At 34.0% G+C, this 25,622-nt stretch carries 24 protein-coding genes; 2 read left to right on the forward strand and 22 right to left on the reverse strand.

Features of this window, described 5'->3' with window-relative positions:
- Positions 1 to 27: 27 nt before the first annotated feature.
- The 21 genes from nuoN to QZZ48_RS01705 form a co-directional block, all read right to left on the reverse strand.
- Positions 28 to 1,536 carry an NADH-quinone oxidoreductase subunit NuoN gene (gene nuoN, locus QZZ48_RS01605; RefSeq protein ID WP_294961121.1) on the reverse strand — a complete coding sequence of 503 codons (1,509 nt, stop codon included), beginning with the start codon at positions 1,534 to 1,536 and terminating at the stop codon, positions 28 to 30.
- Positions 1,536 to 3,089 carry an NADH-quinone oxidoreductase subunit M gene (locus QZZ48_RS01610; protein ID WP_294961123.1) on the reverse strand — a complete coding sequence of 518 codons (1,554 nt, stop codon included), beginning with the start codon at positions 3,087 to 3,089 and terminating at the stop codon, positions 1,536 to 1,538. The genes nuoN and QZZ48_RS01610 overlap by 1 nt, the downstream gene beginning before the upstream one ends.
- 3 nt (positions 3,090 to 3,092) lie before the next feature.
- Positions 3,093 to 5,015: an NADH-quinone oxidoreductase subunit L gene (gene nuoL / locus QZZ48_RS01615; RefSeq protein WP_294961126.1), complete on the reverse strand. Its 1,923-nt coding sequence runs from the start codon at positions 5,013 to 5,015 to the stop codon at positions 3,093 to 3,095.
- 4 nt (positions 5,016 to 5,019) lie between these two features.
- Entirely contained in the window at positions 5,020 to 5,328 is a 309-nt protein-coding gene (nuoK, locus tag QZZ48_RS01620; RefSeq protein ID WP_294961129.1) for an NADH-quinone oxidoreductase subunit NuoK, read from the reverse strand.
- Positions 5,325 to 5,900, reverse strand: a complete 576-nt coding sequence (locus tag QZZ48_RS01625; protein ID WP_294961132.1) for an NADH-quinone oxidoreductase subunit J — start codon at positions 5,898 to 5,900, stop codon at positions 5,325 to 5,327. The genes nuoK and QZZ48_RS01625 overlap by 4 nt, the downstream gene beginning before the upstream one ends.
- Before the next feature lie 11 nt (positions 5,901 to 5,911).
- Positions 5,912 to 6,526, reverse strand: coding sequence for an NADH-quinone oxidoreductase subunit NuoI (nuoI, locus tag QZZ48_RS01630; RefSeq protein ID WP_294961133.1), 615 nt, complete (start codon positions 6,524 to 6,526; stop codon positions 5,912 to 5,914).
- Between the two features lie 10 nt (positions 6,527 to 6,536).
- Entirely contained in the window at positions 6,537 to 7,523 is a 987-nt protein-coding gene (nuoH, locus tag QZZ48_RS01635) for an NADH-quinone oxidoreductase subunit NuoH (protein WP_294961136.1), read from the reverse strand.
- A gap of 3 nt (positions 7,524 to 7,526) precedes the next feature.
- Positions 7,527 to 10,013 carry an NADH-quinone oxidoreductase subunit G gene (locus tag QZZ48_RS01640; protein ID WP_294961139.1) on the reverse strand — a complete coding sequence of 829 codons (2,487 nt, stop codon included), beginning with the start codon at positions 10,011 to 10,013 and terminating at the stop codon, positions 7,527 to 7,529.
- Complete coding sequence (locus QZZ48_RS01645) at positions 10,010 to 12,256, reverse strand: 2Fe-2S iron-sulfur cluster-binding protein (RefSeq protein ID WP_294961142.1); 2,247 nt, start codon at positions 12,254 to 12,256, stop codon at positions 10,010 to 10,012. Before QZZ48_RS01645 ends, QZZ48_RS01640 begins: the two co-directional genes overlap by 4 nt.
- Before the next feature lie 8 nt (positions 12,257 to 12,264).
- Complete coding sequence (locus tag QZZ48_RS01650) at positions 12,265 to 14,259, reverse strand: FAD-dependent oxidoreductase (protein WP_294961146.1); 1,995 nt, start codon at positions 14,257 to 14,259, stop codon at positions 12,265 to 12,267.
- A gap of 9 nt (positions 14,260 to 14,268) precedes the next feature.
- Positions 14,269 to 14,493 carry an NADH-ubiquinone oxidoreductase subunit E family protein gene (locus QZZ48_RS01655; RefSeq protein ID WP_294961148.1) on the reverse strand — a complete coding sequence of 75 codons (225 nt, stop codon included), beginning with the start codon at positions 14,491 to 14,493 and terminating at the stop codon, positions 14,269 to 14,271.
- Positions 14,493 to 15,734: an NADH dehydrogenase (quinone) subunit D gene (nuoD, locus tag QZZ48_RS01660; RefSeq protein ID WP_294961150.1), complete on the reverse strand. Its 1,242-nt coding sequence runs from the start codon at positions 15,732 to 15,734 to the stop codon at positions 14,493 to 14,495. Before nuoD ends, QZZ48_RS01655 begins: the two co-directional genes overlap by 1 nt.
- Before the next feature lie 8 nt (positions 15,735 to 15,742).
- A complete protein-coding gene (locus QZZ48_RS01665; protein ID WP_294961154.1) occupies positions 15,743 to 16,549 on the reverse strand; it encodes an NADH-quinone oxidoreductase subunit C in 807 nt (268 codons plus the stop codon).
- Positions 16,549 to 17,058, reverse strand: a complete 510-nt coding sequence (locus QZZ48_RS01670) for an NADH-quinone oxidoreductase subunit B family protein (protein WP_294961157.1) — start codon at positions 17,056 to 17,058, stop codon at positions 16,549 to 16,551. Before QZZ48_RS01670 ends, QZZ48_RS01665 begins: the two co-directional genes overlap by 1 nt.
- Positions 17,040 to 17,429, reverse strand: a complete 390-nt coding sequence (locus tag QZZ48_RS01675) for an NAD(P)H-quinone oxidoreductase subunit 3 (RefSeq protein WP_294961159.1) — start codon at positions 17,427 to 17,429, stop codon at positions 17,040 to 17,042. The genes QZZ48_RS01670 and QZZ48_RS01675 overlap by 19 nt, the downstream gene beginning before the upstream one ends.
- 283 nt (positions 17,430 to 17,712) lie before the next feature.
- Positions 17,713 to 19,449, reverse strand: coding sequence for an ATP-binding protein (locus QZZ48_RS01680; protein WP_294961161.1), 1,737 nt, complete (start codon positions 19,447 to 19,449; stop codon positions 17,713 to 17,715).
- An 8-nt stretch (positions 19,450 to 19,457) separates the two neighbouring features.
- Entirely contained in the window at positions 19,458 to 20,192 is a 735-nt protein-coding gene (locus QZZ48_RS01685) for an outer membrane protein transport protein (protein ID WP_366755891.1), read from the reverse strand.
- 25 nt (positions 20,193 to 20,217) lie between these two features.
- Positions 20,218 to 20,592, reverse strand: a complete 375-nt coding sequence (locus QZZ48_RS01690; RefSeq protein ID WP_294961164.1) for an outer membrane protein transport protein — start codon at positions 20,590 to 20,592, stop codon at positions 20,218 to 20,220.
- A gap of 47 nt (positions 20,593 to 20,639) precedes the next feature.
- Positions 20,640 to 21,500 carry a deoxyribonuclease IV gene (gene nfo / locus QZZ48_RS01695; RefSeq protein WP_294961167.1) on the reverse strand — a complete coding sequence of 287 codons (861 nt, stop codon included), beginning with the start codon at positions 21,498 to 21,500 and terminating at the stop codon, positions 20,640 to 20,642.
- Positions 21,500 to 21,967, reverse strand: coding sequence for a hypothetical protein (locus tag QZZ48_RS01700; protein ID WP_294961170.1), 468 nt, complete (start codon positions 21,965 to 21,967; stop codon positions 21,500 to 21,502). Before QZZ48_RS01700 ends, nfo begins: the two co-directional genes overlap by 1 nt.
- On the reverse strand, positions 21,968 to 22,126 hold the full coding sequence (locus QZZ48_RS01705; protein ID WP_294961171.1) for a hypothetical protein: 159 nt from the start codon (positions 22,124 to 22,126) through the stop codon (positions 21,968 to 21,970). It lies immediately after the preceding gene.
- Positions 22,127 to 22,230: 104 nt separating this feature from the next.
- Between QZZ48_RS01705 and QZZ48_RS01710 the strand changes: the two genes are divergently transcribed.
- The gene (locus QZZ48_RS01710; RefSeq protein WP_294961173.1) at positions 22,231 to 23,502 is read left to right on the forward strand and encodes a DNA polymerase IV; all 1,272 of its coding nucleotides are present in this window, start codon (positions 22,231 to 22,233) and stop codon (positions 23,500 to 23,502) included.
- A 70-nt stretch (positions 23,503 to 23,572) separates the two neighbouring features.
- Positions 23,573 to 24,601: an NAD(P)-binding domain-containing protein gene (locus QZZ48_RS01715; protein WP_294961176.1), complete on the forward strand. Its 1,029-nt coding sequence runs from the start codon at positions 23,573 to 23,575 to the stop codon at positions 24,599 to 24,601.
- Between the two features lie 6 nt (positions 24,602 to 24,607).
- Here QZZ48_RS01715 and QZZ48_RS01720 read toward each other — a convergent pair whose 3' ends face one another.
- A complete protein-coding gene (locus tag QZZ48_RS01720) occupies positions 24,608 to 25,501 on the reverse strand; it encodes an AraC family transcriptional regulator (RefSeq protein WP_294961179.1) in 894 nt (297 codons plus the stop codon).
- Positions 25,502 to 25,622: the final 121 nt, after the last annotated feature.

Here is a 25,622-nt window from a genome sequence, read left to right on the forward strand (position 1 = left end):
TCTTCTGAGTAAATTTATAAAGTAGTATTAGTATCCACTTTTATATACAAGAGCTGTAATAAACTCTAATACTGGGTTTACAGCAAGAAAAGCAAAAATAGTTCCCACTGCTGCAAATCCAATGATTGTTTTCAATGGAGTAGTTGCATTTGCCACAAATACATGTCCATCTTTATTAATTACTGGCTCTTTCATAAACATATAAACGACTAGTTTTAGATAGTAATAAGCCCCTACTGCAGAGTTTAATGCCATTATAAAAGCTAGTACAGTATAACCACCTGTAACAGCAGATGAGATTAAATATATTTTACCCCAAAATAGTGCAAATGGAGGAATACCAGCTAAACTAAGCATGAAAACTCCCATGATAGTTGCAGCAACTGGTGATGTTTGAATCATACCCGCAAATTTCTCAAAACTATGATCAGTATATTGATGATAAGGAAGATGTTTCTGACGTGAAATCCATAACATACTAAATGCACCTAAGTTAATGAAACTAAATAGTATCCAGTACAAGAACAGTGCACTATTTGATTGCGTTGTACCTATCAAAATAGCAGCCATAACAAAACCAGCATGAGTAATTGAGCTATATGCAAGCATTCTCTTTACATCAGTTTGAACTAATGCCCACATATTTGCCATTGTCATTGTAACAACTACAACTATATAAAGAATAACCTCTAACCAAACTACACCACTATGAATTAAGAACTCAAACATTCTCATAGCAACAATAAATACTGCTATTTTTGGAACAATTGACATAAATCCAGCTAGAGATGCAGATGAGCCTTCATAAACATCTGGAGCCCATGTATGAAATGGAACAAGTGAGAGTTTAAATCCTAGTGCAGCTAAAACAAATACAACACCTACAAGAACAAAGCCCATATCAGCAAAACCATTAGCTCCTAAAACTGCAGCTATTTGGTTAATCTCTATAGAACCTGTTAAAGCATAAAATACCATTGAACCAAAACTGAAAAAACCTGCAGATAATGCGCCCATAGTAAAGTACTTAATTGCTGCTTCAAAAGATTTGTCACGGTTATGCATAGCAATTAAAGTATAAAGTGCTAATGATGCTGTTTCTAATCCAACGAAAATTAAAATTAAATTGTCCGTTGCAACCATAAACTGGAAACCACCAAGCATAAATAAGAATAGCGCAAAAAATTCTGGATAAGCGAATTCATGGAAGTGCTTATGTGTTAGTGCTAATGGAATAAATAGCAGAGATGCAACAACAATAATAAGTTGAGCAAGAATTGCTAAACCATCAATAAGCATTACATCAAAAACACCCATCATAGTGCCATTTTCAGTAAATATACCTGCTGTTTCTACAATAGCTCCTAAGTCTATAAGTAAGAAAAGAATACTTATCATTACAAATAGAGACTTATCTAAACCACTCTTAAATATATCAATAACTAAGATTAATAACGCACCGATGATAGGAATTAACATTGGGGCAAGAGTCATTAAGTTTAATGACTCTAGTGAAACATTTACTGGCTCTAACATTATTGTGCCTCCGTATCTGTAGTTTTAGTAATCTCAATACCTTCAATAAGGTTAGGGATTCTAGCTTTAGCTTCTTCTGTTATAGCTTTATCGTGCATTAACTGTACAACAGACTCAACTGAATTATTTATAGGACCCAATAATGGTTTAGGATAAATACCTAACCAAACTGTAATTATTACTAAAGGAACTAATGCAATAAGTTCTCTCTTGTTTACATCTGGAAGATTTCTATTTTTTTCATTTGTTACTTCACCAAAAAACATCTTTTTGTAAGCTGCTAACATATAAATAGCTCCAACAATAATAGCAATACCGGCTAATAGAGTTAAGATGTGTGATTGCTGATAGAATCCAAGAAGACTTAAAAACTCACCAACGAAGTTGATAGTTAGTGGAAGACCAACTGAAGCCATCATCATAATTCCAAAGATAGTTGCGAATCTAGGCATAACAGATGCTAAACCACCAAACTCACTCATCATCTTAGTATGACGTCTATCATATATAACACCTACAAGTAAGAACAGAGCACCGGAAACTACACCATGAGCAATCATTAAAAAGATTGAACCTGTAATACCTTCAACATTAAGAGCAAATGTACCAAGAATGATAACACCCATATGTGAAACTGAAGAGTAAGCAACTACTTGTTTAACATCTTCTTGTGCGTATGCAACCATAGCTGTGTAAACAATCATAATAATAGCAATAATTGCTATTGGGAACATAAAAAATACTGCTGCATCTGGAAACATTGGGAGTGAAAAACGGATAAATGCATATGTACCCATTTTAAGTAAAATTGCCGCTAGTATTACAGAACCGATAGTAGGTGCTTGACCGTGAGCATATGGCAACCATGTATGGAATGGGAACATTGGAACCTTAATCGCAAAACCAAAGAAAAATGCTGCAAATAACCAAAGTTGGAATGTCTCAGGTAATATTAGACGATACCAATCTAGTATTGCGAAACTCCATACACCAGTTGCTTGAAAGTAAAAATATGCCATAAAAAGCATACCAACAAGCATTACTAATGAACCTGTAAATGTATATAAAAAGAACTTTACTGAAGCGTAAATTCTAAGAGGTCCACCCCATGCACCGATTAGATATAACATCGGAACAAGAGATAGTTCCCAAAATACATAAAATACAATAGCATCTAAAGCAACAAATACACCTACCATAGTCATCTGTAAAAACAGAAGTGTGATAATCATATTTTTTACATCTTTAGTATCTGAAAGAGATGCTATACCAATCATAGTAAAGAATGCTGCCAAAATTACAATAAATAGTGAAATACCATCTACACCTAATATATAGTTAATTCCAAATGCAGGAACTAAAGGAAGTTGTTCCATAAATTGCATTCCAGATACATTTGAATCAAATGAGAACCAAAGCATTAAAGCAAGAGTAAACTCTATAAATGAAACTGATACACCATAAGCACGCATACTATCTTTATGAACAGCAAAGCCAAATATAGCTGCTAATGCTGGAAAGAAAATTAAAATTGATAAAATATTGTCTAACATCTATTAAACTCCTAAACCTGATAAAATTGTCTTAATTTCATCAGAATGTCTTACTGCTAATCCAAAAACAACAGCTAGTGATAACAGGACAACAGTACCTGCTACCATCCATTTAAGCATTGTAGATAAATTACCACTTTGCATCGTTCTTGTATTTTTGCCTGTTTTATAGAATATATTTGCAATACCATCTACAGAGGCATCAATAATTTTTTGGTCAACTTGTTTCCAAAAAATTGTAGAAAGTGCTCTATATGATTTTACTAAATACTCATTATAAAAATGTGGAATATAGTACTGGTTGATTAATAATTTATATTTAAAACTATTCTCCATAGCACTAGTTCCATCTGGTACTTTAATATCTTTACACATATATTTTTTATAAGCAAATGCAATTGAGAGGATAACAAATAGTTGAGTACCTATTGTCATAATCCAATATGTTGCAGCGGAATGTACGTGATACTCTGTACCTGGAAGTAGCATTGTTACATACTCAAAGTATGTGCTTTTAAATGAACCTGCGATAATTGCTAAGATTAACAATGGTGTCATTGCTATTAACATAAACTTATAAGCTTCATGAGGATGAAAACCTAAAGATGTATGACGATCTTCACCATGGAAGATTAGAGCAATAATTCTAAATGAATAAAATGCTGTTAAACCAGCAGTAAGTAAAAGAACACCATAGATGATAAAGTGATGATCAACAAAAGCAACTTCTAAGATAAGATCTTTTGAGAAAAAACCTGCAAGAGGAAAGATTCCAGCAAGAGCAACAGATGCAAGAGTCATAAGAATCATTGTACCTTTCATTGTCTTACCAAGACCACCCATCTTAAAGGGATCAAGTTCACTGTTCATTGCATGCATAACATTACCACCACCAAGGAATAGAAGCGCTTTAAAGAATGCGTGAGCCATTAAGTGAAAAAGTGCAACCCAGTAAGCCCCAAGACCAGCAGCTGCGAACATATAACCTAACTGAGATAGTGTTGAGTAAGCGATAACTCTTTTAATATCACGGTTTACAAGTGCCATACTAGCTGCAAAAATTGCAACAAAAGCACCTAAAGAAGCGATAAATAGACCAACATTTGGAATTAGAGTGTATAACTCGTTTGAACGTACAACTAAGTAAACACCAGCTGTTACCATTGTTGCTGCGTGAATAAGTGCCGATACAGGAGTAGGACCTTCCATCGCATCTGCAAGCCAAGTATGTAATGGAAACTGAGCTGATTTACCCATAGCACCAATAAACAAGAAAATTCCCATCCAAGTAAGAGTAGCGTTATCTAAGTCTGGCATTACTGCGAAAGCTTCGTGGTATTGTAGTGTTCCAGTATTCCAGTAAACAAGAAAGATACCGATAAGCATACCAAGGTCAGCAATACGGTTCATAATGAATGCTTCATTTGCTGCCCATGTAGCGCTCTCTTTGTGATACCAAAAACCAATTAGACCCCAAGAACAAAGACCAACACCTTCCCAACCGATGAAAAGACCAGCAAAGTTATCACTCATAACTAGAATCATCATTGAGAAAACAAATGCAGATAACCAAGAGAAAAATCTATTAAAACCCTTATCGTGATCCATGTAACCGATAGCATAAACGTGAACAACAGTTGAAACCAAAGTAACAACCATCATCATAGTAACACTTATCTGATCAACAATAAAACCAAAAGGAATATAAAGATCACCAGTAGCCATCCATGTCATCAATTCAACTTGGACAAATTGACCAGTTGTAATTACATGAACTAAAAGTATTGTACTTGCTATTAATGATACTCCAAGAAGAGCACTTGTAACAATACCAGTTATAAGTGTCTTAGGAGATGCACCAAAAAGTGCAGCAAACAAAGATCCTACTAATGGGGAAAAAAGTGCTGTATATAGTAATATTTCCATATTTCTATCCTTTCATCGTTGACATTAAATCTAAGTCAATTGCATTATGTCGTTTGTGCCAAACAACTAATAGACCAAGTCCTACAGCAACTTCTGAAGCAGCGATTGCAATTACAAAAAATGCAAACATCTGACCAGTAAGATCACCGTAATAGTGTGAAATCGCAGCAAAAGCAATATTTACAGAGTTTAGTAATATTTCAGTTGCGAAAAATAACATTAAAAGATTCTTTCTTCTCATTACACCTACTAAACCAATAGAGAATAAAATAGTAGAAAGTACTAGATAGTGATTAAGTCCTATTTCCATCATGAAAGTACCTTTTTCTTTTTTTCTTTTTTCATGTCTCTTATCTCAGCGTCACTCATAAGAGTAAGAGATAAATCCATTTTCTTACCAGCTAAAACAATACCTGAAACCATTGCAACAAGTAACATAACAGCAGCAAGTTCAAAAGGAACTAAGTACTTAGTAAAAAGAACTATACCTATCTCTTGAGTATTACCAGCACCTTCCGTCATAGGATAAAGAGCTGTAATATTATCTCCAACAATTGGAGCAGCAAAAATTACAACAATTAAAACTGCAGCAACAGTTGCTAACCCAGTAACAAGAAGTTTATTACCATTTTTCTCTTTTAGTTCTCTTGTTGTATCAAAGAACATCATTCCAAAAGCATAAAGAGCCATAACAGCACCAGAATAAACTACTATTTGTACTGCACCTAAGAAGTCAGCACCTAGAATAAAGAAAAAGGCTGATATAAAAATCATTCCTGCGGCTAATGCTGTTAAAGCATATAGCGCTTGTGATGTTGTTACAGTAATGTAAAACATCGCTATTGTTAAAAAAGCAAACAAATAAAAAGCAATCGCTTCAAACATACCCAAACTCCTTAGTATGAGAGAGGTGTTTTTTTAACACTCTCATCTTCATGTGGTGTAATAGCACCAAAGCCTTCAAACTCTTGTTGAGCTCCAGCCTTCATTTTATCTAGTGGTGTAAGCATTGCTGCATAATCCACAAAATGTTCTCTTTGCTCAGATGCATTCTCATACTCACCACCGTGAGTAATAGCTAACTCTGGACAAACTTCTGCACAATAACCACAAAAGATACAACGCCCAAGGTTAATTGTATATTCACTAACCTCTTTACGAGAGTTTTCATCTACCTTAGTTTCCATTCTAATACAATTTGATATACAAATCTTCTCACAAAGTCCACAACCGATACATCTCTCAGCATCTGATTCCCATAATCTTTTCATCTCATGAACAGCACGGTATCTTGGACCTATTGGCATCTTTTCTTCAGGATAACTAACAGTATGAATATCAAATCGAATCATCTCTCTCATAACAACCCAAAGTCCAACAAATAGTTCAATTCTAAATGTTCTTTTTAGAGTTCTTTTAAACTTATCCCATGGTTCAGTTGGATAATCTTGGATATCTACCATAAAGTATTCGTTAGAGACATCTCTATTATTAAATTGTTCATTTTTCATCATTACCCCCTTACATCAATACTATTGCAGTAATTAATATGTTTAAAACTGCGATTGGCATTAATACTTTCCAACATAACCACATTAACTGATCTGGTCTTACATCTGGCCAAGCAGCTCTTGTCCATAAGAAAAAGAAAAAGAAAAATGCCATTTTTCCAAGTAGTCCTAGTGCACCAAGGAAACTTCCATCACCATATCCACCTAAGAAAAGTAAAGGAATCACAAATGATATAAAGAACATATTTGCATACTCACCAATGAAGAAAAGTCCCCATCTCATACCAGAGTACTCAGTACCAAAACCATCAACAATCTCGTGATCATTGGCAATAAGGTGAAATGGAGTACGACCAGTTTCAGCAAATGCTGCTATCCAAAAAAGAATAAATGCAACAGGTTGACTCCATACTATCCAATCAGTAAATCCACCTGATTGATATTCATTGAAATCAATCAGAGATAAAGAACCAACCATCATAATCGGAGCTAAGATTGACAAACCTGTAACTACCTCATATGAAATAAATACAGCAGCACCACGAGCGGCAGAAAGCAGTGCAAATTTATTCGCTGATGCCATACCACCAAGAAGTGGACCATAAAGACCTACTCCCATCATTCCAAGAATATATAATATACCAATATTTATATCAGCAATAATTGGATGTACTTCATATCCAAAAATCGTGAACGATGGTAAAAATGGAATTGCAGCTGCAGCTAAAAAAGCTGTCGCAGCAGTAATAACTGGTGCTATCTTAAAGATAGGAGCCACTACATTACTTGGAATAATATCCTCTTTTGTAAACAACTTAATCGCATCTGCACCAAATTGTAATAGTCCGTAAGGACCAACATTCATTGGCCCAAGACGACGTTGCATAAATGCAAGAATCTTACGCTCAAAATAAGTTCCAATTCCTGCCAGCATAGAAAAGACAAGTAAAACTACAACGATTTTTATAACCGTTTCAATTAAATATGCTACTTCCATATGTTATTCCTTTTCAATCGAAGCTGTTGCAAAACGGTAACCGTCAAACAGAGCCTCTGAATTTATTTTAGAATCAAATGTTGGTAAAACTGCTATATTGCCAGCGATTTTATTATCACTTACAATATTAACAACTATCTCTCCACGATTACTCTTCACTCTCACACTATCACCTTCATTTAGTTCTGAAGCACTCAAGAATTCTTCACTCATATATAAACCAGCAATTTCATCAAGATTAGTTGCTTTATTTGTGAAATCAGTAAATTGTCTTACAGGGTTTGCAAGATAAATCAGAGTACCTTCTAATTTATCTTCACTAAATGCTTCTACATCTTGGTTAACACTTATCTCAACTTCTACATTATCTAGTAAATATCCTCTAACTTCACTGCCATCATTTTCATAATGGTTTGGCAAGTTATCAAATGCTTGGGCTTTAAATCCTACTTTTGTTGGAAGAGAAATTGTATAATCAATTACATTCTGAGCATCCATTCCAAGCTCATTAGCAATGTCATTTAACTCATAACCTTTATACTCTAATGCAGCATTAGTAGGGTTAACTCTTTTATTTACAGAAGTTAGAGTACCTTCTTGTTGATTGATTGCAGGCATATCTAGATCACCATCACCAAGAGCAGATAGAGTAAAATCTCCTTTTGTGTTGTAACCTACACTATATTCTCCAGCTTCTTCATCAAGTTCACAAATAAGAGCTACACCCAAAGAGTTAGTAAGTGTTGGAATCATAGTAAGCTCAATATCACTACATTTTTCAACTAGAGCAACTAGTCTAGCAATATTTTTAGAATTTGGATGATTATAAAGATCAGGTCCTACCATCATAGTAAAACTATCTTTTTTCTTTAAGTTCTTTTCTAAAGTTTCCATGAAATTATCATCAGCACCTACGATGCTTAAAAGAGCATTATCATCTACAACAACTTCTTTAGAAATTTTCTTAGGAACCATTTTAGATTTTTCTACTTCTACTTCTTCCTCTTCGCCTGTCTCAACATTCACTTTCATCTCTTTAACGATTTCAACTACTTTTTCTTTAATAGTCTCTTCAACTGTAATAGTCTTCTCAGAGTGAAAAGTTGCTAAGTAATCAGAAACTTTTGCAGGTAGTTTTTCTTTATCTGCAAATAGATCTAAAATTAGGTAAAGAGCTGCCTCTTCTTGAAGTGGTGCATGTTTCACACTCATAATGCTTTTACCAAGACCTTCAATGATTGGATCTTGTAAAGGGTGGAAATAAAGACCAGCCCCTTTGTTTACAGTCATTGAGTTATTTAATGAATATCTAGCATTTGGATTGTCACTTTTTAGTGCTGTTCCTAAAGAGATTACAAAGTTAGAGTTCATAGTAGTTTTTAAGTCACTGCCATAAAGCGTTGTTCCACTTATCTCACTATAGTCTTTTAAAAATGTTTGAAAAGATTTAGCTTCATTATTGATAAGTTTAAATCCATGTTTTTCTTTTAAAGTTTGAAGAAGATAAGCTTCTTCGTTTGTAATTGTAGAAGTAAATTCAATTGTATCAGCTTTTTTGAAAGCCTCTATTGCAGATGCAAAGGCAACTGCATCTTTAGACTCAACCTTGTTCTCATAATCAAATCCATATCTACCCGCTCCACAAAGTGAAACATAATTCCACTCATTCATAACACGATAGATTTTATCACTTGGATCAGAGATACTTGTTTGTTTAACATCATAAGAAATTTGACATCCAGCAGAACAGTGACCACAAGTTGCAGGAACTTGGCTAAGCTCCCAAGCATTAGATTTATAAATAAAGTGAGTATCAACTAAGGCCCCAACTGGACAAACAGAAGCACACTCTCCACATGATGTACAATCAAGAGTATCAGTACCATTAGTTAAACCAATTACTGATTTGTTAAGTTTATTCCACATTGCGTATGCATCTTTTGGCATAGTCTCTTTAAACTCAGCTTCTAGTGCATCTGCTCCACGAGGGATAGTCTTAAGAGAGTTATCACCAATCATATCTTTACATGTAGTCACACATCTCTCACAAACTATACATAAACCTGAATTGTAGTGAATATGTCCCCAGTCATGAGAACTTCTATCTACATCTTTAACTGAATAGCTTTGTGTATCTACGCCCATCTCTAATGTATAGTTTTGTAGTTCACACTCACCAGATTGATCACAAACACCACATTGAAGAGGATGATTTACATCATAAACTTCCATGATTGCACGGCGCTCTTTTTCAATATTTTCAGTCTTTGTTGTAATAACCATACCATCTTTGCTTTTTGCATTACAAGAATAGACCTGTTTACCATCAGCCTCAACTAAACACACACGACAAGCAAGTGTCGGGCTACATCTTGTTAAGTAACATATAGCTGGGATAAATATATCATTTGCACGCGCGGCATTAAGGATAAACTCTCCCTCTTGGGTTTGGACTTCTTTACCATCAATATTTATAGTAATCTTACTCATTCTACTACTCTTTTTATTTTGGATTTTTCAAATCTATATCTACCAGCGTCAATCACGTCATCAAATGTAGGATTAAGTGCTATCGTACCCTTTAACTCACTATCTAATTTAAATTCTCTTATTAAAGCCTTAGCTCCGAAATTAATCTCAACTCTATCTCCGTCTGAAATTCTAGCAGCAGCTGCAAATTGAGCTGAACCTCTAAGAGTTGTGTCACTTTCTAGTTGCTCTGCTTGATTTGTTTGAGCATTAAATTGTAACACTGGATTCACATTGTAGATAATTGTACCATTAAACTCAGGTAAATCATCTAGCTCTTCAAGTTCTCCATCGGCTTTACATGACACTTCATCAAGAAGGTAACCTCTTACATCATCACCATTTGCAGATAAGAAGTTTTCTAAATCATCAAACTCTACTTCTTTGAATCCAGAACTTTTCTTTAACTCTTTTGTATAAGCAACTGTATTTGTTGCACTTATACCAAGAGTAGATGCTACATCATTTAATGTGTAACCATCAAACTTAACTGCAACATTAGTTGGAAGGACTCTATTATCTATATTTACAAAAGTACCTTCTTGCTGATTTAAAGATGCAACTGCCAGATTTGCAAGAGATAAAAAAGATATTATAAAGTCACCCTTTGCGTTATAACCGACAACATCACTTATATCTTCATCTTTATCCAAATCACAAATCAAAGATGAACCAAGAGTATTAACTTCTTTTGGAACAACTACTAAAGAAAAGTCACTATATTTCTCTATCAAAGCAGCAAGTTTTGCAATATTGCTTGAGCGAGAATGAGCCATTAAATCATTTCCAATTATTAACACACGGTTTTTTGTTCTTGAGAAAGATTCCATCATTTCATCTATCTCTTCATCACCAATGTTACTCTCAGCATCAAGATAACCTAAATCTAAATCATCAAAGAATGCTCTTTCACTATCAGACAAGTCAGCTTTTTGCAAAATTGCATTAGCAAGAAGTGCTATAACACCCTCTTCTGTTCCAACTTCGTACTTCATAAACTGAGTAACAGTGTTTTGCATTAAAAGATCTTCCATAGGGTGAGCATAAACTATTTTTGCTCCATTATGTTTAGATGCAGTTGTTAGTGCATATCTAACTGCTGGATTATCAGTAGATATTCTACTTCCAATGACAATCGCTGCATCTGATTGCTTGATTGCATCTAAAGAACCACTATGATGAAGCTTTCCGCTAATAGTGCTATAAGCTCTCATAAACTCTTGAAACTTTCTTGCATCTTCGTTAAAAAGCTTAATATTTAACTTCTCTTTTAAAAGTTGTAATATATGAGCTTCCTCATTAGTTATCATAGATGAAAAACGAATAGCTTTAGCTTCTTTTAAAGCTTGGATAGCTTTATTAAATGATGTTTCATCACCAGCATCTTTATTATCAAAATCAAAGCCAAAACGACCTGCACCACATAGGGATGTGTACTCAAAATTATTTTTTACTCTATAGATAGAATCATCTCCGTTTATTCCTGAATTTTTGCTCTCATATTCTAGAGGACAACCTGCAGAACAGTGTGCACAAGTTGCTGGTATACGATTAAGTTCCCAAACATTTGCGCTATATTTAAAGTTAGAACTTACTAGAGCTCCAACCGGACAAACCGCTATACATTCTCCACAGAAAGTACAATCTAAAACATCTGAATTTTTTGGAATGATTGTTGAAGCATATCCGCCAAATATTACCTCAATAGCATCGTCTCCGATTACTTCGTTACAGATGTGAACACATTTTTCACATAGTATACATAGAGCTGGGTCAAAACTTATCAAACCCCAATCTTTAATCTCACGAGATAAATCACGAGTTGAAAAGTTTTGTCTCTCTATATTAAATTCCAAAGTCTTATTTTGTAAATCACATTCACCTGATTTATCACAAACCCCGCATTCTAAAGGGTGATTTACATCATAAAGCTTCATTATATTTATTCTCTGAGTATTTAACTCACTAGAGTTCGTTGTAATCTCTATGCCTTGAGTTGGAGTAGTGTTACATGAAAGTACAAAACCATCAACTCCCTTAGCTTCAACCACACACATACGACAAGATGCACACGGTGTAGTCTTTGAAATGTAACACATTGTAGGAATGTAGATGTCATTTTTGCGAGCTACATTTAAAATAGTCTCACCTTTTTGTGCTTCTACTGAAATACCATCAATTTTAAAATTAATCAAATTACTCATATTCCTTCCTACACCGTTACCATTGCAATATAGTAACAACGCATACAGCGGTCAGCTTCATTCATTGCTTCTTCTTGTGTAAAACCTAAGTTGACTTCTTTGTCATTATCTTTACGAACATCAACACTTAGTTTTTCACTCTCTTGTCTTGGCAAACCTGGAAGCCAACCTTTAACTTTTTCTTTTTTATCATAAACTTTTAAATTACGTAAGTGATCTTCCATTATTTCATCATCACTTAGAGATATCTCTGCATTTTGCATATATCTAGACATTACAGATGCAGCACGTTTAGCTTGACCAACTGCATTGACAATTGTCATTGGACCATATTCACAATCTCCAGATGCAAAAACTCCTCTGCGAGATGTCATATAGTCTTTACCATTTGTCTTGATAGTTCCCCAAGATGTCATTTGCATATCCCATTCTTTTGGGATTAGCTCAAGATCAGCAGACTGAGAAACTGCTGGAATTAGGAAATCTGTCTCTATAGTATAAGACTCACCCTCAATTTTATTTAATTGTGCTCGACCACCATCAGGGTCTGGAACTAATTCAAACTTATCAATTAAAAGAGATTTTAAAACATCATTTTCATCACTCATACTATTAACAGCTGAGTAAAAAAGAAATTCAACGCCCTCTTCTACCGCTTCATGATACTCATCATAAGTCGTATTTCTAATTATAGTCTTTTCATCACGACGATAAACCATGTAAACTTTTTTAGCGTTTGCTCTAATTGCACAGCGAACAACATCCATAGATGTAAATCCGCCACCAACACAAACAACTGTCTTATCAGTTAAATCAACGGCTTTACCAATTTCATACTTATCCCAAAGATTAATTTGGTCTAGCATCTCAATTGCAGACCAGTAACCTTCAACTTCTGGTCTCTCGTTATTACAGCGAATTTTCTTAGAAATACGAGTACCTGTTGCAAGCATAGTTGAGTCATACTCTGTTTCAAATCTTCTCATATCATCGGCATTAATACGAGCATTAGTTATAAAATTAACGCCCATATCTTTTACGCATTCTATGTCTTGGTTGTATTTATCAATAGGCATTCTGTACTCAGGAACTCCAACTGCAACTTCACCACCTAAAACAGGAAGCTCTTCATAAACATCTACTTGAGTTCCCTCAGCTGCAAGGTAGTAAGCAGTAGTTAGTCCAGCAGGGCCAGCACCGATAACTGCAACTTTTTTACCATTACTTTCTTTCTTTTGCATTGGATGAGTAAAACCAAAACTGTGGTCAGTTTCATAATCTGCACCAAGACGTTTTAGTTCCATAATTGAAATAGGTTCATCAAGATTTGTTCTTCTACAGGCATCTTCGCAAGGATGTGGACAAACACGACCACAAACATGAGCAAGAGGCATTGTTTGACGAGTAGCTTGCAAAGAATCATCAAATCTCAAATCTCTTACACCTTCAATATATGCTGGTATATCTACATGTGCTGGACACATATCAGTACAAGGTGCTGTTATTTTTGCAATATATCCAATTTCATCTTTATAGTGTTTTGATGGCTTTTGATTGTTTATACAATCCATAAACTCATCTTCAAAATGAGTCATTAAATCAAGAATAGGATTTGGCACTGTTTTACCAATCTCACATTTTGAAGTAATTTGCATACTAGCACCAATTTCTCTCAAATGATTCATATCAGCTATAGAACCTTCCCCTCGAGCTATCTTATCTAATTGGTCATATAAAATCTGTCCACCCCATCTTCCAGGTGCACATCTTCCACAAGCTTCAGAATATACTTGATACTGCGCAGCATATTCCATTGCTAAGCGAATCACATCAACATCTTCATGGAAGAGAGAAACACCATCCCAACCTATAAAGGCCTTTGAATCACGATGGTCATCATAAGTTGCTGGTAAATTATAAGCTGATTCTTCCCACTCTTCTTGAGGTTTACTGACATTGTTTACCAGTTCCCCATTCCAAGTAGAAAAATATACTTTACTCAAAATCGATTCCTAAGCTTTTTTTGCCACGATAGTCCAATCGACTTCGTTAAACTTTAAAGAGTTCATCAACTCATATCCACACTCTTTTACTAAATCTGCAGATTTTTGTATAGGAGTAAAATCACCAATTTCAAATAAAAAAATTGCTACTTCGCCTGCACTGTGAGTTGCTAAAAGCTCTTTCATTCTAGGTTCGAACTCAGTTTTTAAATGTCTTAAATCATATCTTTTCATTAGCGGTCTACCTCCCCAAAAACTATATTTGTTGTTCCTATAATTGAAACAACATCTGGAATGTAATGTCCAGGAAGTAAGTCAGTTAAAATACCTGTATGCCAAAAAGATGGAGTACGAAGCTTCAGTCTATATGGATATGGTCCTCCTTGAGAGTTAATGAAAAAACCTAACTCACCTTTTGGTGACTCAGTTGCTACATATACTTCTCCAACAGGAGGTCTCATACCTTGTGTTACTAAAACAAAGTGTTGCATCAATGAGTAGTTTTGAGTCATGATATCAAGCTTTGGAGCTGACACATATTTAGGAGCATGAGCCATCAGCTTTGTATCTCCATTTTTAACACACTCTTGGTACATATCAATTGTTTGATAAAGAATCTTTGCTGATTCTCTCATCTCTTGCATATAAAGACGGTAACGAGCAAAATTATCACCCTTATCAGACCAAGGAACATTAAATTCTACTTCGTCATATAACTCATAAGGTTCTTCTTTACGAATATCCCACTGTACTCCAGATGCACGAAGCATAGGACCAGTACAACCCCATGAAAGAGCCATTTCTTTTGATACAATTCCAACTTCTTCCATTCTCATTAACCAGATACGGTTAGTGTCTAGAAGATCTTCATAATCTTTAATGTTAGCAGGTAACTTATCTAAGAAATCTTTTAACTGAGATATAAAACTATCTTGGATATCTAGTGGCACACCACCGATACGAATAGCAGCATGTGTAAGTCTAGCTCCACAATAACCCTCGATGATATCCATCAAGTATTCTCTCTCACGAAATGCATATAAGAAAACTGTCATTGCACCAATATCTAGAGCTGTAGTAGCTAACCAGAAAAGATGACTCATTAAACGGTTAATCTCTAAAAGCATCATACGAATAACTTTCGCACGACGTGGAACTTCTAAACCGATAAGTTTTTCAACTGATAAAGCAAAGCCATAGTTATTTGAAGATGAAGCAATATAATCCATACGGTCAGTAGTAGGCATGAACTCATTGTAAATCATGTTTTCAGCCATCTTTTCCATACCACGATGTAAATAACCAATATCCGGATGAGCTTTTACAATCTGCTCTTGTTGAAGGTGAAGCATTAAACGTAACTGTCCGTGTGAAGATGGATGCTGAGGACCGAAGTTTAATATAAGTTCATTGTCATCTCTATCAAAAGTGATATTTTCAAAAAACGGTGTTAATCTATTTTTTATTTGTGCCATATTTCTACCTATCTTTGAGGGTCATCAATAATTACTGATGACTCTTTATCAAATTTCTTAATTAAGAACACACCACCGTCTTCTTGGTAAGATTGTTCATTTGCTGGCTCGTTTCCTGTAATCTCTGTTCCCTTAGGTACTTCATGTCCTAAACGAGAAAATCTATCAGAATCATAACGGTCAACTCTTGCAGTATCACGAATTTCTGGTCCAATCTCTTCTCTAGCTTCTTTTCCATAGATCTTATCTACTTCATACAAAGCAGCAAACTCATCACCTTGAAGTGGGTAAGTTTTAAGAAGAGGATTTCCTTGCCAGTCATAAGGCATAAGGATTCTTTTCATAAATGGATGTCCATTAGCTTCGATACCGAACATATCAAACATCTCTCTCTCAGACCAATCTGCAGAACGAAAAAGTTTCTCAACAGAGTTAACAGCTTGTCCATCTTCTATAAATAGTTTGATACGAATACGCTTACGCTTGTTCATACTTAGCATCTGATAGAAAACTTCAAAACCACCTCTATCAGCTAACCAGTCAATAGCACTCATCTCTGAAAGTTGAGTGTATTCTAGTTCATCTTTAAGAAGTTCTAAAACGCCATAGTTGTCTTTAGCATTAATATAAACTACTAATTGTTCAACTTGAATAAAAGCATCTAAAACATCAAATTTAGCTTTTATAGCTTCTAAATCAGCATTAAATACTTCATCACTCTGGGGTGCAAATTTCGCAACTTGAGGAGACTTATAGAATCTGTCAGTGTAATAAGGCTTAGCTTGTACATTGTCTTTAGGTGTATATGCTCTCATTACATTAACCTTTTTGCTTTTTGCGCTTTAGATGCATGGTTCGCACGAATCTTTTTCTGTAGTAACATAACACCATATTGAAGTGTCTCTGGACGAGGTGCACAGCCTGGTAAGTATAAGTCTACAGGGATGATTCTATCAACACCTTGAACTGTTGCATATGTGTTAAACATACCACCAGTATTTGCACATGAGCCCATTGAAATAACCCACCTAGGTTCAGTCATTTGATCATAAAGTCTTTTGATAAATTCAGCATGCTTTTTAGTAAGTGTTCCAGCAACAATCATAACATCTGCTTGACGAGGAGATGCTCTAAAGATTGTTCCAAAACGGTCAAAGTCATATCTAGATGCACCAGATGCCATCATCTCAATACCACAACAAGCAAGACCATAAGTAAGTGCCCAAAGTGAGTTTGAACGACCCCAGTTAACGATTTTATCAACACTAGTAAGTGCTATCGGTAATCCACCATTTTGTGTATAATTTACTTTATGTTGTGCCATTCAAGGGCTCCTTTTTTCCATGCATATACGAATCCAATAGTTAATAATAATATAAACATTAACATCTCAGCGAAACCAAACCAGCCAAGTAGTTTAAAGTCTACTGCCCATGGAAACATAAAAATAATCTCTACATCAAAGAGTAAAAAAAGTAACGCGAATAGATAAAACTGTGGTGATATTCTATTTGGTTGTCTTGTAACCTCTGGTCCACATTCGTAAATAGAGAGCTTAATCTTTTCGCTATCTTTTGCCGCTAAAGCGCGACTCACTAAACGAGCGAGAATAGTCGTAGCTGTGAACGCACCAAATGTTACAACAAACAGTACGAATACCCCAAAATACGGATTTGCAGTGCTAATATGCTCCATATAACCTACCTTTAAATAATTTTTTCATTCTTTTCAAGCATTATCCTAGAAAAAATAGTTAATGCACTATATCAAAAAGAGTATTAAATATAAGAAACTATAAAGAGAAGAATTTTAAATCATTACCAAAAGTAACGTTATTTTTGCACTTAGTAACACATGTCCGAAATTGTAACATATTGATTTATTGGGATTGAAAAAAACTAAAATTTTACTTAATATTTAAATTAGTTTGTATATGAATTATTATAAGAGTGGGAAATAACTCTACGTTATTGTAGAGTTATTTATTTAAAAATCCCATAGATTTTTCGCTATCGAAGTTTGCATCTTTTTCTCTTTTTATCTCACTTATGAAATCATCTACTTTAAAGATTGGCTTTTCTATTACAGCTACTTTATATGCTGTATTTTTTACGATTAAGTTGATTTGCCCACCAGTTAGTGAATATGTAGCTAACTCTTTAAGATCAAAGTTTTCTTCATATGGAGCATTTAGAGGAAGCATCATTTTCCAAAGCTGAGCTCTTTGTGCTTCATCTGGTTTTTTAAACTCTATCTTGTAGTTAAAACGTCTTGAAAAAGCTTTATCAATGTTCTCAAGAAGATTAGTCGTAGCTATAAGCATACCTTTGAAGTTTTCTATCTGTTCTAAAAAGATATTTTGCATCTGATTATGCATTTGATCAGAACCGCTATTAACTCCACTTGAACGTGCACCTAAGAATTGATCAGCTTCATTGAGTAATAGTATCGGCTCAGATTTTGTTTTTTCACAAAGATCATAAAAAGTATCAAAGATTTTACGAACATTTTTTTCACTCTCTCCAACATACATAGAAAGGATTTTAGAACAGTCAAATGCAAGTACCTGCCTCTTTAGTGACTTTGCAAGTGAGTAAGCTGTCATTGTCTTACCTGTTCCTGCATGTCCATAAAAGATTATCCTTGCATCTATACCACTCTTTTTGTCTTTTACTCCCCACTCTACCAAACGACCTATAACTTCTTTATCTACTTGACGCATCAAATTTTCCAGAGTTATTTTAGTCTCTTTTGCAAGAACCACATCTTCTAAAGAAGTCTCAGGTTCTATAAGTTCAAAAATATCTTGCTCTTGTATAAGTGCATTTAGTTTTAAGCGGCGAACTTTTTTATTTTTTTGCGGATGAATAATACTTTGAAGTATTTCATCTACAATGTAAAATGCTCTAGAGATGCCACCAAATGGATTTAGCATCTCTTCATAGTCAATTATCCCTTGATTAAGAAGGTTAGAGCCATCTTCTAAAAGTGAACGATTTTTAATACGGTCATATTCATCTAAAGAGATTAAGTCTATTAGAGTATTCATCTCTCTTAAAGATGCGTCTGTTGCACTATATTCTTCACGTAAAAGCGCCAAAAAGATAACTTCTTCTTTAATCTCAAACTTTTTTTGTTTAAAAAATTTATCTAAAACAAGTTTTTCCGCAGTCTGCTCAACTCTTAGAGCAATTCTTTGTTCTAAGAGTTTTAGTTTATGCTGAACTCTATCAATGCCAAGAGAGTGTTCATGAACATTTTGACGGATAGTACTCATCTTTTGATAAAGCTCTATTCTAAAAAACTGATCTTGGAGATATTCTAAATGGTCAGTGTATGGTTTTATATCTGGTAGTTCTACTTCAGAAGCACCATCTTGTAATAGTTTTAAAAAAGATGGAGTAAGCCCTACAGCAGTATTTAAAAGCTCTAGTGGAGTAACCTCAGATATTTTAACAGGAGTAAAACTTTGCTGATGTAACCATCCGAGTTCAAGAAGTATTTTAACTTCTTGAAGATGGGAGAGATGCTCAAATTCAGCATCATCATACAGTTCACCCAAAAGTTCTAAGACCAAGACATCATCTTGACCTTGCATATACTTTTTTGCTAGATTTTGAAGTATTAAAGCCTCGTTTACACTACACTTAAGTTGTGTAAAAATTTGAGACTCTTCTATGTTTTTGTTTTGTAAAAAATCAACTAATATTTTCAATTTTTTCCTTAAAATTTGTAACCTACACCAGCAGAAACCATAAGTACATTACCACCTGAGAATTCACCTGTACCATCGGCACTATCTCTGCTCTCTCTCATAGAGTATAGAGCTGCTAAACCAAGATCAACTTGCTTATTGATGTTGTAACGGCCACCAATAGATAATCCTAGAGAATTTGAATCAGGAAGTTCATAAGCTATAGTATCATCAGGAACTGGAGATTCATCATAAACTATACCAGCCATTAAAGTCATAGTATCTAACTCTTTAGTAAGACCTAAACGGAATGTATTTGTATCATTCCAATTTTTCTCTACTGGATTTCCATAAGCTGATTCTACAGTAGAATTTGAATATTCAAAATCTATTGCTTTATAAGCTGACCACATTGTTCTCTCATAAACAAACTCAACTGTTGTTTTTGCAGGAAGAGTATATGCTACGGCAAAAGAAGCTACTGCCGGAAGAGGTACAGTTAAACTAACATCATATGTTCCACCAGCAGTAAGTTCTGATGTTCCTTCTTCTGTAAGGTTTATTTGTGAACGGTAAGTCATAGCCATTTCTAAATCTGTTGTTGCTTTATATGAAAGAGCAAGATTATAACCATAATCAATAGAATCACCTGTCATCTTGTAATAAGCAGTTTCTACAACACCCTCTGATTTTACTATTCTAAAACCAAATGCAAGTGAAAGTTTGTCGTTAACAGGGATAGCAACACTTGGATTTATCTCTATAACAGAAAGTGTAAACTCAGTTGCACTAGTTGATGCAGGTGCGTTTAGTTAAACCACCTGGAACACAGATACTAAGACCTATTCTTGTTTCGCCTGCTTTTCCTGATACATAATGGATAGAAGGAATTATAAATGTTTCAGATTCCGATTCTATATCTGAAGAAGCACTCTTATACTCAATAGCATCTAGCCCAATATATGTTGCATCAACTTCTACATAGTTTGAATCTTCCATAAACACCATATTCGCAGGGTTATAGTAAGCCGCATCTGCACTTTTATTATGTGCAACATTTGCAGCACTTAATGCTACAGCATTCGTTGAAGTCTCTGGGATTTTATATCCCCCCGCCATTAATATAGAACTAGCTACGAAAGATAGTAAAACAATTTTCTTCATATGTTATTTCCCTTTTTTATTTCGACACCATGTTACATAATGTTTCCTTAAGACTCCAAAGAATAGAGAAGTTCTATCTCATCTTTCCAAATAGTATCATCTATAGTCTCAAGAATTAACGGAATATCATTCATCCTTTCATCATTCATAATAAATCCAAACGCATCTAAACCAATCTCCCCTTTTCCAAGAGAATGGTGTCTATCTTTTTTTGAACCTAATGGTGGTTTAGAGTCGTTTATATGCATTCCCATAAGATATTTAAAGCCTACAATATTTGCAAAATCATCCCATGTTTTATCGTAAGTTTGTCTTGTTCTTATGTCATAACCAGAGACAAACATATGGCAAGTATCTATACAGATACCAACTCTACTTTTGTCTTCTACCTTATCTATAATTTGTGCTAATTGCTCAAATGTATATCCTAGGTTTGTTCCTTGTCCTGCTGTGTTTTCTATAACAGCTTTGACTACACTAGTCTTATCTAAAGCAATATTAATAGACTCAGAAACTATCGCTAAGCTCTCATCTTCACTAATAAGCTTTAGATGACTTCCTGGGTGAAAATTTAGTCTATCTAGTCCAAGTTGATTACATCTATTAAGTTCATCAATAAATGCTTCTCTAGATTTTTCTAACTTTTCAGTCTCAGGATGTCCAAGATTAATAAGATAAGAATCATGAGGCAAAACATGTTTTGGCAGTATCCCACTATCATCAAGTGCACGTTTGAACTTATCAATTGTGTCTGCATCTAAATCTTTTGCAACCCATTGTCTTTGGTTTTTTGTAAATAGTGCAAAAGCTTTTGCCCCAATTTTTTGTGCATTTGTTACAGCATTAAAAACTCCACCGCTTGCTGAACAGTGTGCTCCTACAAATTTATTACTTTGTTTTTTGTTCATTAGTTTGTATCCTTGATTTTAAATATTATTTTATTTTTTGTATCTTTAAAATATATTAGATTTGAACTTACTCTATACCTTATATTTACATCTTTATCTTCTATCTTTTGCTCAAAACCATCTTTTGTATAGACTCTATTTTTTTCATCATATATAGGAGTGCCTAAAAGTATATTTTGCAGTATGTCTGATGGATAAGAAGCATTTAGGAATTCTTGGTTAAAAGCACTTTTTGTCATACAACCTGCACTTGTGCATATAAGATGGTTTATACTTATTTTTTCTATTGATTTACCTGCAGTAAAGAGTTCAAGTTCTATAGATTTTTGAGAGTTTCTTAAGTAAGCGACATCTCCAAACTTGATTTTTGGTGACTTAATTATGATAATTTTTGTTTGAGTTATTTCATAGTTTTTTATACTACAAGCAGTAAATAAAAGAGCAAATGCAATGAGTAAATATTTCATTTAGTTTTGAAGAAATTTACCACATTTTTTAACTTCTGAGCCATTCAACTCATGAATCTCACGAGAAGTACCATTTTTTACTATAGTCTGTCTTTTACACTCATCTTTAGCTATACACTTCTCATTTACACAGCCGATATCTTCTGGAACTCTTGCCATTTAAATATTCCTTATATTAATTATTATTTATACGAATTATATCCATAGTTTGACAATTTGTCATATATCAAAAATTAACTACTATAATTTGTTAAGATAAAATTATGAAAATACATATTGATATAGACTGCTTTTTTGTAAGTGCTGCTCGTATAAAAGATTCTTCACTTAAACAAAAGCCTGTTGCAATTGGCGGAAGAAGTGATACAAAGATTTTTAACCAAGATGCCAAGCAACAGACTGTAAGTTTTGAAAACTCAGGTTCTTTCGTACCTACTTTTTACAAGGCTTATGAAGATAAGGATGATGACCTAGATGCCTTTAAAGATGCAGATGGAAGAGTTAGAGGAATCTTAACAACCTCTTCATACGAAGCTAGAGCTTTTGGTGTTAAAACTGCTATGAGTATAAAAGAAGCCCTTGGACTTTGTCCAAACTTAATCATAAAAGCGCCAAATATGTCACTTTATCAAAAACTTTCTCATGAACTTCATGAATTTTTACAATCAAAAATTCCACTTATAGAACAAGCAAGTATAGATGAGTTTTATGGTGACTTGTCAGGTTGGGTAGAAGATGATGAGATTGAACAGTTCATAGACAATCTCAGACACGAGATAAAAAGAGTTATAAAACTTCCTGTATCAATTGGAGCAGCAAAGACTCGCTACATTGCTAAACTAGCTACAACATCTGCTAAACCATTTGGATGCAAGACTATATATCCACACCAACTAGATGAGTTTATAGAGCATATTCCCGTAGGTGAGTTTGCCGGTATTGGTAAAAGCATGAAAAGTAGATTTTTATCTGCGCAAATACACACTCTTGGTGATTTAAAAAAGAGACGTGGAACAGTTGAGTCTTGGAGTCCTTATGCAAAAGAGTTATACAAAAGAGTAAGTGGTCTCACAGATGCACCCATAGAGACAACGCACAGAAGAAAGTCAATCGGTATCTCAAGAACATTTGATCCTCTTCATGAGAGAGCTGAACTTAGACGAAGAGTACATGTTTTAACTAGACACTTGAGTTTTGCCATTTTAAAATTAAAGGTTATTCCAACTGTTTTCAGTCTTAGCATCTCTTATGAAATGAATCAAAGTTCTCATAAAAATTTATCTCTTGCTGAGATTTTTACAGAAAAAAAATTTGACTCACTTTGTCTTAACCTTTTTAACGAAGCAGACAATCAAAGAAGACTTCATGTAATTCGGCTGAGTATAAACTGTTCTAGCTTTACAAGAGACTCTAAAAAAGAGCTCTCCCTTATTGGTTTTAATGATGAGCAAAAGATGAAAAACTTAACGGATAAAACACAGATATTGAGGGAAAAATACGGGATAGACGCATTAAAATGGGGTAGTGAACTATAAATACATGACTTTTTATACTTTCTTTTGCATAATTAGGGTTTAATTAGGGGAAATTTATAAGAGAGTTGATATGACAACAATTTATGATCTAGTTATTATTGGTGGAGGTCCTGGTGGAATTGGAACAGCTATTGAAGCTTCAGTTCACGGCTTAGAAAAGATTTTACTTATTGACAAAGCAGACAATCACTCAAGTACTATTAGAAAATTTTATAAAGATAATAAAAGAGTAGATAAGGACTGGAAAGGTCAAAATATAGAGATAGAGGGAAACATCCCTTTTATGGATGGAACTAAAGAGTCAACTCTAGACTTTTTTGATCGTCTTTTAGATGAAGAAAAAATTGATACTGCTTTTAACTCAGAGGTTGAGAGTGTAGTTAAAAATGAAGAAGAAGATAGATTTTTAATTACTACATCAACTCAAAGTTTTGTAGCAAGAGGTGTTGTAATAACGATAGGAAAGATGGGTAAACCAAATAAACCTTCGTACAAAGTTCCACCCTCATTAAAAGAATATATAAACTATAATCTTGATAAATGTTCATCAGGAGAAAAAATTCTTGTTGTTGGAGGAGGAAACTCAGCATCTGAGTATGCTTACGAGCTAGCAGATGAAGACAATGAGATAACACTTGTATATAGAAAAGAAGAGTTTAGCCGTTTAAACCCTGAAAATGAAGAGATTTTAAAGGTTTATAACGGTCAAGAGAAATTACGTCTTCGTATGAACACAGATATACAAAGTCTTGAAAATTGCTCAGGAAGAATAAAAGTAAATTTCAACGATGGTTACCATACTATATATGACAGAATTATTTATGCTATTGGAGGAACAACTCCTGTAGATTTTCTAAAAAAATGTGGAATCGAAGTTGATGAAAACAATACTCCTATACATGATGAGCACTATAGAACAAATGTTTCATGTATGTACGTAGCAGGAGATATTGCTTTTAACTCAGGTGGTTCAATTGCAACTGCACTAAACCATGGTTACCACATCATCAACTCATTTATGAGAAGAACTGGTAAAATTTATTCACGTACTGAGAAAGTAGAAGATTTTTTCGCTAAAAATCCACAATTTAAACAATAACTAGTTCTATGAGTGCTTAAGAGCATGGTACTCTTTGAGAGAAGGTTTAACTTCTTTTGGAGAGTATCCAAAATAATTTTTAAAATCTCTACTAAACTGTGAAGCACTATCATAACCCATTTCATCTGCTGCATCTACTACTTGATAATGATGTTTGGCTATTAAATCTTTAGCTTTGCTCAATCTAATTTTTTTTATGTATTGTAAAGGAGTATGAGAAGTTATATTTTTAAAATGCGTATGAAAAGAAGACACACTCATATCTTCTTGTCTTGCCAAATTAGGAATATCTAAGTTTGTTTCGCACTCAGTATGAATAATTTTTAAAGCTCTTGCTATTTTTGCTTCGTTATTGGAATGCAAAAACATTTTATGTAAAAAATCTGAGTTTTCTCCGACTGCTATTCTATAAAACAACTCTCTTAAAATAGAAGTTCCTAAGATTTTAGACTCTTCTTTTGATTCTAGCATCTTTAATAATCTTAATGTAAGTTCTTCAATATTATTATTCACACTATCTGAAAATACTCCTAAGGAATTTTTTTTTGATTCTGTAGTATTTTTCATTGAAAGACTGTCTATTATTTCATACATAACTTTTTTATCTATTGAAATAATTAATCCAATAAAAGGTTCATCTCGTGAAGCGTAAGTTTCACATTCTAATGGCAAAGTTGTAGGAACAACCAAATAATTTTTTGAATCATATACCAAAGTGTTTTCCGATAAATGAGCAATTTTCTTACCTTGTAGAACTAAAATAAGGCATACATCATAAATAAAAGGGCTAAGCGGATCATATTTTGAAGTTTTATATACTTTTATATCATTCAAAAATGTATCGTGTATCCCATCATTTTTGAAAGACTTATTTACTTGTGTTAAAATTTTTTTATTCATTAGAACCCTGAATTTTCTTTTTAATACGCCAATTCTAAAATCAAGTGCAATTTTTTGAAAGTAAGTTGAAAGATAGGATTAATCGATAATCTGCTAATCTTATTCGACCAAAAACAAAGAA

The organism is Sulfurimonas sp., from assembly GCF_016744025.1.
Taxonomy (GTDB): Bacteria; Campylobacterota; Campylobacteria; order Campylobacterales; family Sulfurimonadaceae; genus Sulfurimonas.

Coding starts and splice junctions, on each gene's coding strand:
- QZZ48_RS01720 (WP_294961179.1), bottom strand. CDS start 25,501: ATGAATAAAAAAATTTTAACACAAGTAAATAAGTCTTTCAAAAATGAT.
- QZZ48_RS01655 (WP_294961148.1), bottom strand. CDS start 14,493: ATGAAAAGATATGATTTAAGACATTTAAAAACTGAGTTCGAACCTAGA.
- QZZ48_RS01665 (WP_294961154.1), bottom strand. CDS start 16,549: ATGAGAGCATATACACCTAAAGACAATGTACAAGCTAAGCCTTATTAC.
- QZZ48_RS01690 (WP_294961164.1), bottom strand. CDS start 20,592: ATGAAGAAAATTGTTTTACTATCTTTCGTAGCTAGTTCTATATTAATG.
- nuoI (WP_294961133.1), bottom strand. CDS start 6,526: ATGAAAAATGAACAATTTAATAATAGAGATGTCTCTAACGAATACTTT.
- QZZ48_RS01710 (WP_294961173.1), top strand. CDS start 22,231: ATGAAAATACATATTGATATAGACTGCTTTTTTGTAAGTGCTGCTCGT.
- QZZ48_RS01675 (WP_294961159.1), bottom strand. CDS start 17,429: ATGGAGCATATTAGCACTGCAAATCCGTATTTTGGGGTATTCGTACTG.
- QZZ48_RS01645 (WP_294961142.1), bottom strand. CDS start 12,256: ATGAGTAATTTGATTAATTTTAAAATTGATGGTATTTCAGTAGAAGCA.
- nuoD (WP_294961150.1), bottom strand. CDS start 15,734: ATGGCACAAATAAAAAATAGATTAACACCGTTTTTTGAAAATATCACT.
- QZZ48_RS01625 (WP_294961132.1), bottom strand. CDS start 5,900: ATGTTTGAAGCGATTGCTTTTTATTTGTTTGCTTTTTTAACAATAGCG.
- nuoL (WP_294961126.1), bottom strand. CDS start 5,015: ATGGAAATATTACTATATACAGCACTTTTTTCCCCATTAGTAGGATCT.
- QZZ48_RS01670 (WP_294961157.1), bottom strand. CDS start 17,058: ATGGCACAACATAAAGTAAATTATACACAAAATGGTGGATTACCGATA.
- nuoN (WP_294961121.1), bottom strand. CDS start 1,536: ATGTTAGAGCCAGTAAATGTTTCACTAGAGTCATTAAACTTAATGACT.
- nfo (WP_294961167.1), bottom strand. CDS start 21,500: ATGAACAAAAAACAAAGTAATAAATTTGTAGGAGCACACTGTTCAGCA.
- QZZ48_RS01610 (WP_294961123.1), bottom strand. CDS start 3,089: ATGTTAGACAATATTTTATCAATTTTAATTTTCTTTCCAGCATTAGCA.
- QZZ48_RS01705 (WP_294961171.1), bottom strand. CDS start 22,126: ATGGCAAGAGTTCCAGAAGATATCGGCTGTGTAAATGAGAAGTGTATA.
- QZZ48_RS01700 (WP_294961170.1), bottom strand. CDS start 21,967: ATGAAATATTTACTCATTGCATTTGCTCTTTTATTTACTGCTTGTAGT.
- QZZ48_RS01640 (WP_294961139.1), bottom strand. CDS start 10,013: ATGAGTAAGATTACTATAAATATTGATGGTAAAGAAGTCCAAACCCAA.
- QZZ48_RS01715 (WP_294961176.1), top strand. CDS start 23,573: ATGACAACAATTTATGATCTAGTTATTATTGGTGGAGGTCCTGGTGGA.
- nuoH (WP_294961136.1), bottom strand. CDS start 7,523: ATGGAAGTAGCATATTTAATTGAAACGGTTATAAAAATCGTTGTAGTT.
- nuoK (WP_294961129.1), bottom strand. CDS start 5,328: ATGATGGAAATAGGACTTAATCACTATCTAGTACTTTCTACTATTTTA.